The sequence below is a fragment of the Microbacterium sp. NPDC055683 genome, from assembly GCF_053617895.1.
In genome coordinates, this window is sequence record NZ_JBSHGQ010000017.1 from 18,051 (window position 1) to 29,654 (window position 11,604).

10 protein-coding genes are annotated in these 11,604 nt (G+C 70.8%); 3 read left to right on the top strand and 7 right to left on the bottom strand.

The annotated features are described in order from the left end of the window. Positions 1-19: 19 nt before the first annotated feature. Entirely contained in the window at positions 20-634 is a 615-nt protein-coding gene (locus tag ACWGPF_RS08490) for a TetR/AcrR family transcriptional regulator (RefSeq protein ID WP_452332406.1), read from the bottom strand. 64 nt (positions 635-698) lie between these two features. On the opposite strand from ACWGPF_RS08490, the gene ACWGPF_RS08495 reads away from it, so the two are divergent. Both ACWGPF_RS08495 and ACWGPF_RS08500 read left to right on the top strand, forming a co-directional pair. After that, the gene (locus tag ACWGPF_RS08495) at positions 699-1,745 is read left to right on the top strand and encodes an agmatine deiminase family protein (RefSeq protein ID WP_452332407.1); all 1,047 of its coding nucleotides are present in this window, start codon (positions 699-701) and stop codon (positions 1,743-1,745) included. Beyond that, positions 1,742-3,430, top strand: coding sequence for an amidase (locus tag ACWGPF_RS08500; protein WP_452332408.1), 1,689 nt, complete (start codon positions 1,742-1,744; stop codon positions 3,428-3,430). The genes ACWGPF_RS08495 and ACWGPF_RS08500 overlap by 4 nt, the downstream gene beginning before the upstream one ends. Before the next feature lie 11 nt (positions 3,431-3,441). Here ACWGPF_RS08500 and ACWGPF_RS08505 read toward each other — a convergent pair whose 3' ends face one another. The 6 genes from ACWGPF_RS08505 to ACWGPF_RS08530 all read right to left on the bottom strand — a co-directional run bounded on the left by ACWGPF_RS08505 (position 3,442) and on the right by ACWGPF_RS08530 (position 10,898). Continuing rightward, the gene (locus ACWGPF_RS08505; protein ID WP_452332409.1) at positions 3,442-4,494 is read right to left on the bottom strand and encodes a LacI family DNA-binding transcriptional regulator; all 1,053 of its coding nucleotides are present in this window, start codon (positions 4,492-4,494) and stop codon (positions 3,442-3,444) included. Beyond that, positions 4,491-5,849, bottom strand: a complete 1,359-nt coding sequence (locus ACWGPF_RS08510; RefSeq protein ID WP_452332410.1) for a glycoside hydrolase family 13 protein — start codon at positions 5,847-5,849, stop codon at positions 4,491-4,493. Before ACWGPF_RS08510 ends, ACWGPF_RS08505 begins: the two co-directional genes overlap by 4 nt. A 3-nt stretch (positions 5,850-5,852) precedes the next feature. Further along, entirely contained in the window at positions 5,853-6,674 is an 822-nt protein-coding gene (locus tag ACWGPF_RS08515; RefSeq protein WP_452332411.1) for a carbohydrate ABC transporter permease, read from the bottom strand. Further along, positions 6,671-7,588 (bottom strand): carbohydrate ABC transporter permease, encoded by a 918-nt coding sequence (locus ACWGPF_RS08520; protein WP_452332412.1) that lies wholly within the window; start codon positions 7,586-7,588, stop codon positions 6,671-6,673. Before ACWGPF_RS08520 ends, ACWGPF_RS08515 begins: the two co-directional genes overlap by 4 nt. Position 7,589: 1 nt before the next feature. Beyond that, positions 7,590-8,819 carry an ABC transporter substrate-binding protein gene (locus ACWGPF_RS08525; protein ID WP_452332413.1) on the bottom strand — a complete coding sequence of 410 codons (1,230 nt, stop codon included), beginning with the start codon at positions 8,817-8,819 and terminating at the stop codon, positions 7,590-7,592. Between the two features lie 204 nt (positions 8,820-9,023). Next, positions 9,024-10,898, bottom strand: coding sequence for an alpha-amylase family glycosyl hydrolase (locus ACWGPF_RS08530; RefSeq protein ID WP_452332414.1), 1,875 nt, complete (start codon positions 10,896-10,898; stop codon positions 9,024-9,026). A gap of 182 nt (positions 10,899-11,080) precedes the next feature. On the opposite strand from ACWGPF_RS08530, the gene ACWGPF_RS08535 reads away from it, so the two are divergent. Then, positions 11,081-11,389: a helix-turn-helix domain-containing protein gene (locus ACWGPF_RS08535; protein ID WP_452332415.1), complete on the top strand. Its 309-nt coding sequence runs from the start codon at positions 11,081-11,083 to the stop codon at positions 11,387-11,389. Positions 11,390-11,604: the final 215 nt, after the last annotated feature.

An 11,604-nucleotide genomic window follows, 5' to 3' on the forward strand; every position in this document is an offset into this window, starting at 1 on the left:
GAGTCGTCGCCATCAGGACCTATCCCCCGCGCCGCACCCCGAGCATCCCCTCGGCGGCGCGGAGGAGCAGCTCGGAGCGCTCTCCGACTCCGCCCCAGCGCACGAGGGCCTGGGCGCCGAGACCGTCGATCATGCCGAGCAGCTGCCAGGCGGCGGCGCCCGCGTCATCGACGGAGAAGTCGCCCGTCGCGACGCCCGCCTCGATGACGCGGCGGAGGAGGGCGGCCCAGGCGTCCATCTGGGCGCGCACCTCCGCGGCGAGCGCCTCGCTGCGACGGCCGAGCGCCCACGCCTCGACCCACACCGCCGTGACGTCGGCCCGCGCGCCGCCGAGCAGGGTCGCGATGATCGCCTCGAGCGCGGCGCGAGGAGCGAGGCCCGCGGCGAGGCCGGCGACCTCCTCGAGCTCGTCCGCCACGATGCCCGCGAACACGCGCGCGACGAGCGCATCCATGGCCGGCTCGTAGTGCGCGACGAGCGCGGGCGCCACCCCGGCGCCCTTCGCGACGGCGCGCAGGGTGACGGCCGAGAGTCCGTCGGCGACGGCGATCGCGCGCGCGACGTCGGCGATCTGGGCGCGGCGCTCGTCGGGCGACCGCCGAGGCGCCCTCGTGCGCGGCCGATCGCTTGACATGGCCCCACCCTAACGCCACAATCGACGTATTGATCGCATGATCAATACAAGCGGAGGAGCGACGATGACCTGGCGGATGCCCGCGGAGACGGCTCGACACGAGCGCACCTGGATGGCCTTCCCCCGTGAGGGGATCACGCTCGGAGACGAAGCGTCCGAGCGGGAGGCGGGCTACGCCGCGTGGACGGCCGTCGCGCACGCCGTCGCCGAGTTCGAGCCCGTCACGATGGTCGTCGACCCGAGCGAGGCCGCCCGTGCGCGCCGCATGCTCGGCGCGCACATCGACATCGTCGAGGCCCCTGTCGACGAGTTCTGGATGCGCGACTCCGGCCCCACCTTCGTCGTCGACGACGAGCGACCCGGCGTGCTGGGCGCCGTCGACTGGATCTTCAACGGATGGGGCGCCCCCGCGTGGGCGCGGTGGCGGCTCTCGGCCGAGCACGGCCGCCTCGTCGCCGCCGCCGCAGGCGCTGAGCTCGTCAGCTCCGTGCTCGTCAACGAGGGCGGCGGCATCCACGTCGACGGCGAGGGCACCGTGCTTGCGACCGAGACCGTGCAGCTCGACCCGCGCCGGAACCCCTACGCCGACCGCGCCCGCGTCGAGGCCGAGTTCGCCCGCACCCTCGGCGCCGAGAAGGTCGTCTGGCTCCCCCGCGGCCTCACGCGCGACTACGACGAGTTCGGCACGAACGGCCATGTCGACATCGTCGCGGCGCTCCCCTCGCCCGGCGTGCTGCTGCTGCACGACCAGCGCGACCCCGCCCATCCCGACCACGCCGTCACGCGCGCACTGCGCGCGCACCTCGAGACCCAGACGGATGCCGCGGGCCGTTCCTTCGAGATCGTCGACCTGCCTGCGCCCGCGACGCTGCGCGACGGCTCGGGCGACGACGGCGGCTTCGTCGACTGGAGCTACGTCAACCACCTCGTCGTCAACGACGGCGTCGTCGCGTGCGGCTTCGGCGAGCCGGAGGCGGATGGCCGCGCCCGCGAGGTGCTCGAGCGCGTCTACCCGGGCCGCCGCGTCGTCACGGTCGACGCGCGCGAGATCTTCGCGCGCGGCGGCGGCATCCACTGCATCACGCAGCAGCAGCCGGCGGTGGCGCCGTGATCTCCGTGCACGAGGCGTCGATCGCCGACCTTCAGGCCGCGCTCGCCGACGGCCGCGCCACGGCCGTCGAGCTCGTCGAGGCGTACCTCGCGCGCATCGATGCCTTCGACGCACCCGGCACCGACACCGCGCTCAACGCCGTCGTCGTGCGCAATCCCGATGCGCTCGCCGAGGCCCGGGCATCCGACGCGCGGCGGTCCGCGGGAGAGACGCGCGGTCCGCTCGACGGCATCCCGTACACGGCGAAGGACAGCTACCTCGTGCGGGGCCTCACGGCCGCCGCCGGCAGCCCCGCGTTCGCCGACCTCGTCGCGCAGCGCGACGCGTTCACGATCGAGCGCCTCCGCGACGGCGGCGCCATCTGCCTCGGCCTCACGAACATGCCGCCGATGGCGAACGGCGGCATGCAGCGCGGCCTCTACGGCCGGGCCGAGAGCCCCTACAACGCGGCCTATCTCACGAGCGCCTTCGGCTCGGGGTCGTCCAACGGATCGGGCACGGCGACGGCCGCGAGCTTCGCCGCCTTCGGGCTCGGCGAGGAGACCTGGTCGAGCGGCCGCGCCCCCGCGTCGTGCAACGCGCTCGTCGCGTACACGCCATCGCGCGGCGTCATCTCGGTGCGCGGCAACTGGCCGCTGGTCCCGACCATGGACGTCGTCGTGCCGCACACCCGCACGGTCGCCGACCTCCTCGCGGTGCTCGACGTCGTCGTCGCCGACGATCCGGACGTGCGCGGCGACTTCTGGCGCGCGCAGCCATGGGTGGAGATCCCGGCGGCATCGGCCATCCGCCCCGCCTCGTACCTCGCGATCGAGGGAGACCTCGCCGGCCGCACCCTGGGCATCCCGCGCATGTACGTGGGAGGTGAGGCCGACGTGCCGGCCGGAGTCGGGATCGGCGGGCCGACCGGCACGCGCATCGAGACACGCGCCTCGGTCATCGCCCTCTGGCAGGCGGCCCGCGCCGACCTCGAGGCCGCCGGTGCGACGGTCGTCGAGGTCGACTTCCCGCTCGTGACCAACGACGAGGGCGACCGCCCCGGCGCGCCGACGATCGCGACGCGCGGGCTCGTCTCGCCCGAGTACCTGCGACGCGAGATCATCGATCTCTCGGCCTGGGCGTGGGACGACTTCCTGCGCGCCAACGGCGACCCGGCCATCCCCTCGCTCGGCGGCGTCGACGGGGCGCGCATCTTCCCGCATCCCGACGGAGCGCTCCCCGACCGGTACACGGGGTTCGACGACGACATCGCCGCCTACCCCGCGCACGTGCGGGAGCACCCCGTGGCGGCGTTCACCGACATCCCCTCGCTCGCGGACGGCGTCCGCGGGCTCGAGGAGACGCGCCGCATCGACCTGGAGCGGTGGATGGACGACCTCGGCCTCGACGCCGTCGTCTTCCCCGCGATGGCCGACGTCGCGCCCTCCGACATGGACGTGGACCCCGCGTCCGCCGACCTCGGATGGCGCAACGGGGTCTGGGTCGCGAACGGCAACCTCGCCATCCGGCACTTCGGCGTGCCGACCGTGACGGTGCCGATGGGCACGATGGCCGATACCGGGATGCCCGTCGGCCTCACGTTCGCCGGTCGCGCCTACGACGACACCGTGCTCCTCGGCCTCGCCCGCGCGTTCGAGGCGACGGGGGCGCGGCGAACTCCTCCGCCCCGGACGCCGGCACTGTAGGGCGGCGCCTGTCAGGCCGGCCGCGGCGGCGCGGCCGACTCGCGGACGAGCAGCGTCGTGTGCAGCCGGTGCTGACGCCGCGTCACCGCGCCCTCGTCGGCGGCGATCGCCTCCACGAGGAACTCCGCCGCCAGCCTCCCCTTGCTCGCGATCGGCTGCCGCACGGTCGTGAGCGAGGGCTGGGACCACTGCGCCTCGGTGAGGTCGTCGAACCCCGTCACAGAGAGGTCGGCCGGCACCGCCACTCCGGCCTGCTTCGCCGCGTCGAGGACGCCGAGGGCGATGACGTCGCTGAACGCGACGATGGCCGTCGGGCGCTCCGGCGCCGACCAGAGCTCGTCGAATGCGCTCTTGCCGCCTTCGCGGGTGCAGGCCACCTGGACGACATGGATCCCGGGCGCGTCCACATCGATTCCCGCCGCATGCAGGGCCGCGACGGCTCCCTGCATCCGCCGGAGCACGGGCCCGCGCCAGGACTCCCAGGGCCCCTCGTCACCCGTCTCGAGCGCCGCGATGCCGATCCGTCGATGACCGAGGTCGAGGAGGTGGCGCACGAGCGTCTCCATCCCCGCCGCGTCGTCGATCTCGACCGAGGCGACTCCCTCGTGCTCCTCGCTGTCGACGAGGACGAACGGGATGCCGCGCTGACGGAGCGCACTGACCTCTCCCCTGTCGTACTCGAGTCCGCTGACGATGAAGCCGTCGACCGCGGCGTAGGGGATGCTCTTGAGCATGGATCCCCGCAGGGGCGGCGCCAGGAGGAGCGTGTACCCCTCCTGATTGCAGGTCTGCCCGACGCCCTGCAGGAACTGCGAGTAGTACGGGTTCTCGAGCACGCGGTCGAGCTGCTGCGGAAGGAGCAGCCCCAGGCTGTTCGTGCGGCGGGTCCGCAGCATCCGAGCCGCCGGATCCTGCGCATAGCCCATCTCGCTGGCGGTCGCGAGGATGTGCTGGAGCGTCGACTCGGAGAGGCGCGACGAGTCGTTGAAGGCGAGCGACACGGCCGTCTTGGAGACGTTCGCGCGCGCGGCGACATCGCGCATCGTCACACGTCCCGTCCTCATTCGATCACTCCGTCCACGGAGACGACGCTACCCCGCCCGGGTACCCGGAGGCCGTCCTCGCCGACGAATCGCAGACCGTGCCGCTGGGCTTCATCGCGTGCCATCGCGAAGGCGGCGGTCCCGCGGTTCACCACCACGACCGTCACCTCGTCGGCGTGCGCCCGCGTGACGGCGACGACATCGGGAGCGAGCGCCACGACGCGCTGCGCTCCCCGACGGAGCGATTCGAGCCGGCGGCGGAGCGACGTCCAGCGGACGACCGCCTCGTGGATGGCGGGCTCCCAGCGGGCCGTGTCCCAGACCATGCCGCCGCGGCAGCCCGGATCGTTTTCTCCGCGGAGGCCGACCTCGTCGCCGTAGTAGATCATGGGCGCCCCCTGCGCGGCGAACAGCAGGGCGTAGGCGCACAGGAGTGCCGACACGTCGTCTCTATGCCGCGTCAGGACGCGCTCGGTGTCGTGGCTGCCGAGCAGGTTGAGCATCGCGGGGCGCGCCGGCTCGGGGATGCGGGCATGCAGTGCCTCGACGCCCGCCGCGAAGGCGTACGCGTCGATGCTCCCGTCTGCGGTGAAACCCAGGATGAGATCCCGCAGCGTGTAGTTCATCGTCCCGTCGGCCATGTCGCCGCGCAGCCACTCGTCCGGATCGCGCCACTCCTCGGCGACGATGTACAGGTCGTCGCTCTCGCCCTTCACGACCTCCCGGAACTCCCGCCAGAAGCCGCGCTGGACGAAGTACGGCACGTCGAGCCGCCAGCCGTCGATGCCCTCCGCGATCCAGTGACGGGCGACGGCGAGGTGGTGCGCCCGCACCTCCGGATTGTGCACGTTCCACTTCGGCAGGTACCAGCATCCGGAGCACGTGCGGTAGTTCGGGACGGGGTGGGAGACGACGGGGAAGCCCTCGACCGAGAACCAGTTGACCCACCGGGACTCCTCCTCCCGCTCGACGATGTCGCGGAAGGCGGCGTGCCCCACCCCGGCATGGTTGAAGACGCCGTCCAGGACGACGCGGATGCCGCGATCGTGCGCGGCGGACAGGAACCGCCGGAAGTCGTCGAGCGTGCCGAGGCGGTGGTCGATCCGGAAGTAGTCCACCGCGTCGTAGCGGTGATTGGTGCGCGCCTCGAAGACGGGCGTGAGGTACAGCGCGGTGACGCCCAGCTCGACGAGGTGGTCGAGCTTCGAGACGATGCCGGCGAGGTCGCCGCCGAAGAAGTTGTCGGGCGTCGGCTCCGCGTCCCACGCGACGACCCCCTCCGGATCGAGCCCGGGGTCGCCGTTCGCGAATCGGTCGGGGAAGATCTGGTAGAAGATCGCGTCGGCGAGCCAGTCCGGCGTGTGCAGCTCGGTCATGTGTCACTCTTTCAGCCCGCTGGCGGCGAAGCCGCGCACGAGCGCTCGTTGGAAGATCATGAAGACGACGACGCTCGGCAGGGTCGCCGTGAGGGTTCCGGCCATGAGGTGGTTCCACGACGTCGCGTAGCGCCCTTGGAACGCCGCCAGGCCGATCTGGATCGTGCGCGCATCGTCGGAGTTCGTCACGAGCAGCGGCCAGAGGAAGTCGTTCCAGGCGAACAGGAAGCTGAAGATCGCGAGCGTCGCGAACGCGGGCCGCGCCAGCGGCACGACGATCCGCACGAAGGTGCCCGCTCTGCTGCACCCGTCGATCCGCGCCGCCTCCTCGATCTCGATCGGGAGCGAGGCGAAGTACTGGCGGAGGAGGACGATCCCGAAGACGTCGGCAAGCCGGGGGACGACGAGCGCGGCGAAGGTGTCGATCCAGCCGAGCTGCGCGACGATCGTGTACGCCGGGATGACGGTCACGAACGTCGGGACCAGCAGCGCGGCCAGGAGGATCGTGAAGAGCGTCCGGCGGAACGGGAACCGGAATCGCGCGAACGCGTAGGCGGCGAGCGCGTCGAGCACGAGGTGGCCCACCACGATCCCCGCCGCCATGAGAAGCGTGTTGAGGTAGTAGCGGGCGAACGGCGCCGCATTCCAGGCGACGAGGTAGTTCTCCCAGTGCCATGACGTCGGCAGCAGCGATGACGCCGTGTACGTCTCGGCGCGGGTCTGCAGCGAGGTGGTGAACATCCAGAGGAACGGCGCGACCACGACGACCGCGCCGGCGAGCAGGGCAGCGTGACGCCCGACGAGCGTCCCGACGCGCCCGCTCATGACTCCCCCGTTCGGAGGGCCCCGGAGACCCGGGCCTGCACGAGAGAGACGCCGAGCACGAGCGCGAGGGTGACGAACGCGATCGCCGCGCCGTAGCCGAAGTCGCCCAGGCGGAACGCTTCGCGGTACATGAACATGCCGAGCACCTCGGTGCCTCCCCGCGGCCCGCCGCCCGTGAGGACGTAGACGAGGTCGAAGGCCTGGAAGCACGTGATGAGCGCCTGGATCACGACGAAGAACGTCATCGGGGCGAGCAGCGGGAAGGTGATGCGTCGAAAGCGCTGCCACGCCGATGCGCCGTCGAGCTGCGCCGCCTCGTACACGCTCGCCGGGAGCGTCTGAAGGGCGGTCAGATAGAGGATCGCGTTGAATCCGACGTTCTTCCAGACGGTCAGGAGGATGAGCGCCGCGAGCGCCGACCAGCGCTCCTGCAGCCAGTCCCGCCCTTCGAGACCCAGGTGGGCGAGCACGCCGTTGACGAAGCCGGCAGGGTCGAGCATGTACCGCCACACCACGGCAGCCGCGACGGACGACGTCACCGTCGGGAGGAAGTAGATCCCGCGATAGAACCCCCTGCCCCGGAACGGCGCGTCGAGGAGCAGGGCCACGGCGAGCCCGCTCGCGATGCTCAGCAGCGTGACTCCGAAGCCGTACACGACCGTCACGCCGAGCGAATTCCAGAACTCCTCGTCTCCCGCCAGGCGCGCGTAGTTGCCGAGCCCGACGAACGTCGACTCCGGCGAGAAGCCGTCCCAGTCCGTCAGACTGATGCGTGCCGCGTCGGCGATGGGATACAGGACGAACACCGCCAGCACGACCAGGGCGGGGCTGAGGAAGAGCGCGGCGGCGCGCAGCTCGTCGGCGGCGTACCGTCGACGGCGGCGCGCGGGGGCGCGCCGCGACGCGACGTACACGTCAGTCCTCGGCGAGGACGTCGTTGACGGCGGCCTCGGCGGACGCGAGCGCCGTCTCGACGTCGACCTCGCCCGCGAGCGCGCGCTCGATCTCCTGCGCGAAGGCGAGCGAGACCGCGGGATACGAGGCGATGTGGGGTCGCGTCCGGGCGTCGGGCATCTGCTCGATGAACGGCCGCAGCAGCGGCTGATTCTCGTCCACCCACGCGAGGTAGTCGGCGCTCTGCGCGACGGACTGCGTCACCGGCAGCATCCCCGTGGCCTGGTTCCAGGACATCACCTGATCCGGTTCGAGGAACCAGGCGAGGAAGTCGGCCGACGCCTGGGTGCGCGCGTCATCCTGCGCGAAGACCATCGCCTGCTCGCCGCCGAGATTCGTCGCCGCGACGCCGTCGGCGGGGATCGGGAGGGGAGCCGTGGCGAAGTCGAACGGCGGGTCGGCTGCCCAGATGCCGACCATCCACGACCCCTCCTGCGCTGATCCGCCCTGTCCCTTCTCGAACTCGCCCCATCGCGCGTAGGGGCTCACCCCCGACTCGATCAGGTCGACCCAGAACTGGAGGGCTTCGGCGCCCTCCGCGGTGTGGAAGGCCGCGGCGCTGCCGTCTTCCGTCAGGAACTCGCCGCCGGCCTGCCAGAGCGAGACCTGGAAGTTCCAGGTGAGGCCTTCGCCGCTCTCCCCCGCTTCCGTGAAGAGGTCGTACCCCGGCAGTCCCGTCTGCTCGAGGATGGTCTCGCCGACGTCGAGCAGCTCGTCCCACGTCTGAGGGGGGTCGTCGGGGTCGAGCCCCGCCTGCTCGAAGACCGTGCGGTTGTACATGTAGGCGAGGTTGTTGGCACTCACGGGCACCGACAGGAGCTCGCCGTCGATCGTGCCGAAGTCGGTCAGGGCGGGGAGCAGATCGTCGAGGCGCTCATCGGGCAGAGCGCCGGAGAGGTCGGCGAGGCTTCCCATCTCCGCGATCTGCGGAACCCAGACCAGGTCGCCGATCGCGATGTCGGGGAGCGTGCGCGAGGTCGCGGCGGCACGCACCTTCGTCAGGAAGTCGGCATTGGGAACGCTCGACGTCGAGACGACCACGTCGTGCTGTGACGCGTTGTACTCGTCGACGAGGGCGTCGAAGGCGTCGGCATTGGCGCCATCCCAGTAGTGCCAGACGCTGACCGGGACGGCGCCGTCGGCTGCGGGGTCTGCCGGCGAGCACGCGGCAAGAGGGATCAGAAGGAGCATGCCGGCAGCGGCGCCGGCGGAACGTGAGCGGAGCATCTTCGCCTCTCGGATCGCGACGGCGGTTGTACCGTCTACTGAACCGATAAACTACAGGCTTATATGCGGTAGCTCAAGAGCAGATTGCGCACGAGCGCCCGGCCGCAGCCGGGCGCTCGCGTCCGCCGGCACCGGGAGTGGTGTGCGACCCCGGCGGAACCGTGGACGTCAGAAGGTCGGATAGACGTCGATCACCTCTCCGCCCGTGCCGGTGAAGTTCGCGCCGGTCGACCACGTCGCGTCGTTCAGGAGCACCTTGAACTCGAACGGCTCGCCGTCGGGGACGCGCTCCATCTCCCACTCCCAGACGTCGCTCGAGATGTTGCGCGCGCCGCGGCCCGCCGTCCAGGACAGCGGATACTCGTCTCCGCGGATCGCGATCGAGTTCCCGAGACCGGCGTCGTAGTGCACGCGGATCGTCGTCGTGGTGCGTTCGGCGGGCTCGTACGTCGACACCGGTGCGCCCGGCGCGAACACCGCGGTCTCGTGCTCGTCGAGCGTGACGACGATCTGCTTGCCGGTCACGCCGCCCGCGACCACCGTCGTGGTCTCCGTCGTGTCGAGGAGGTTGGTGAGCACCGCGCCGACGGGGATCGTGCTCTCGGCACGCAGCGGGATGGTCCGCGTCTGCGCGTCCCATGCGTTCGTCGAGAGGGTGATCGTCTCCTCGCCCGAGGCGTCGACCCGTCGGGAGAAGCCGTAGAAGGACGTGTCGGACCACATCTCGCGCTGCACACCCGTCCGCAGCGGCTCATAGGCGGCCTTGAGCGACGTCAGCCTCTGGATCAGCGTGTAGATCGACCCCGTCTGATCGAAGGACTCCATGTCCTTCCGGTTGTCCTTGTTCGCGATCGGCACCTCGCCCGCGTTGCCGTTCCCGTCATCCGCCTGCTCGGTGCCGTAGTAGATCACCGGGATGCCCCGGCTCGTGAGCAGGAAGCTCAGCGCCGAGCGCAGACGCTGGTAGTTGTCGTCCGCCCAGGTGAGGAACCGCGCACGGTCGTGGTTGTCGAGGAACGTCTCCAGCCGATTCGGGTTCGCGTACTTCACGTCCTGGTCGAAGATATCGCCCAGCGTGTTCATGTCGACGTCGGCGGCGAAGGCGTCGCGGACGTCGAAGAAGTACGGGAAGTCGAGCACGCCCCACTGGTAGTCCTGATACTCGGACACGTAGTCGACATCGCCGACGAAGACCTCCCCGAATGTCGGCACGCCCATCGCCGCCTCGAAGTCGGCCAGCCAGTCCTTGGGGACCGACCGCGCCGCGTCCACACGGATGCCGTCGAAGCCGAGGTCCACCCAGTCGCGGTAGGAGTCGATGAGGTGGGCCGACACCGCCGGGTCGGACTGGTCGAGATCGTCGAGGCCACCGAGGTCGCAGTTCTCGATCTGCGTCTGCGATTCGGATCCGTCGAAGAGGCAGTCGCCGGCATGGTGGTAGAGCGACGGGTCGTTCAGCGGGGCCGCCGGCGCGTACGTCGACGGCACGTACGTCGTCGACGTGCCGGCGAGGTAGTCGGCCGTGTGGTTGGGGACGACGTCGAGGATCATCTTGAGCCCGAGGTCGTGAGCCGTGTCGATGAGCTCCTGCAGCTCGGCCGTGTCGCCGAAGTGCTCGTTGGGCGTCGCGAAGTCGTGCGTGAAGTAGCCGTGATAACTGGCCTCGTTGCCGTCGCGAGATACCGGCTCCTGCGTGGAGACCGGCGAGAGCCAGATCGCCGTGACGCCGAGATCGGCGATGTAGCCGAGTTTCTCGGTGAGCCCCGCCCAGTCGCCGCCATGGTAGAAGCCGAGGTCCGACGGATCGTACTCTCCGTGCCCGGAGTCGTTGTTGGTCGGGTCGCCGTCATGGAACCGGTCGACGAGCACCTGGTAGATGACGTCGCCCTCTTCCAGAGGTCCGGGCGAGGCCGCGGCCGTCGCCGTCGGCGCGGGGATCGCGAGAAGCGCTCCGGCGACCAGCCCGGCGGCGAGCGATCCGGCGAGCACGGGTCGCACGAGGCGCCGTGCGCGTTCGCGGCGCATTGAGGTGATGAGTTCCACGATCGTGACTCTTCCTTCTCATGGCGCACCGGCCGCAGGAGTGCACCGTTCAGTGTCTCGATACAACACTGCATGAGAACGAGGCCGCAACGGCGTCGAAGCCGTGGATCACAAGCAAGCGGACTCTCTCCGCCGTCCTCTCGAGCTGGACTGCGCGCGGCGGAGCGAGGAGGCTGGGCCACGTGGATGACGTTCCTGCTCGCGCGTCGCGCATCCTCGGCGACCGGATCGTCGGGATCCGGACGAGGGCATCGCTGTCGGCGAGCGCCCTCGCGGAGTGCGCCGATCTGGATCTGTCGCACCTGCAGCGCATCGAGAAGGGGACGGGCAACCCCACGCTCTTCACACTGCTGCAGCTGGCCGAGGCGCTCGAGGTCGATGTCGAGGAGCTCGTGACCGGAATCGGCGCGGCCGATCTCCCCGAGCGGCATCGCCCGTACCGCCACTCGGATCGAGAGCGGTACCGCCGACGACCGCGCGACAGGGCCTGAACGACCACTGCAGCCGCCATCCGCCCCGAAACGCGGCGATCAATGCGCCGTTCGCCGCGAATCGCGGCGACCGATTCACCGGCCCGCCCCCGAAACGCGGCCAATGTCGCGCCGGGGGGCCCCCCCCCCCGCGCCCCGCCGCATCACCCAACCGACAGGCCCTAGTTCATGCCCGGTGAAAGCCGCCTCCCGCCCGGTCGGGCGCGGGTCTAGAG

Excerpts from the sequence above, each read along its gene's own strand:
- ACWGPF_RS08495 (WP_452332407.1), top strand. The coding sequence starts at position 699 with ATGACCTGGCGGATGCCCGCGGAGACGGCTCGACACGAGCGCACCTGG.
- ACWGPF_RS08505 (WP_452332409.1), bottom strand. The coding sequence starts at position 4,494 with ATGAGGACGGGACGTGTGACGATGCGCGATGTCGCCGCGCGCGCGAAC.
- ACWGPF_RS08510 (WP_452332410.1), bottom strand. The coding sequence starts at position 5,849 with ATGACCGAGCTGCACACGCCGGACTGGCTCGCCGACGCGATCTTCTAC.
- ACWGPF_RS08515 (WP_452332411.1), bottom strand. The coding sequence starts at position 6,674 with ATGAGCGGGCGCGTCGGGACGCTCGTCGGGCGTCACGCTGCCCTGCTC.
- ACWGPF_RS08490 (WP_452332406.1), bottom strand. The coding sequence starts at position 634 with ATGTCAAGCGATCGGCCGCGCACGAGGGCGCCTCGGCGGTCGCCCGAC.
- ACWGPF_RS08525 (WP_452332413.1), bottom strand. The coding sequence starts at position 8,819 with ATGCTCCTTCTGATCCCTCTTGCCGCGTGCTCGCCGGCAGACCCCGCA.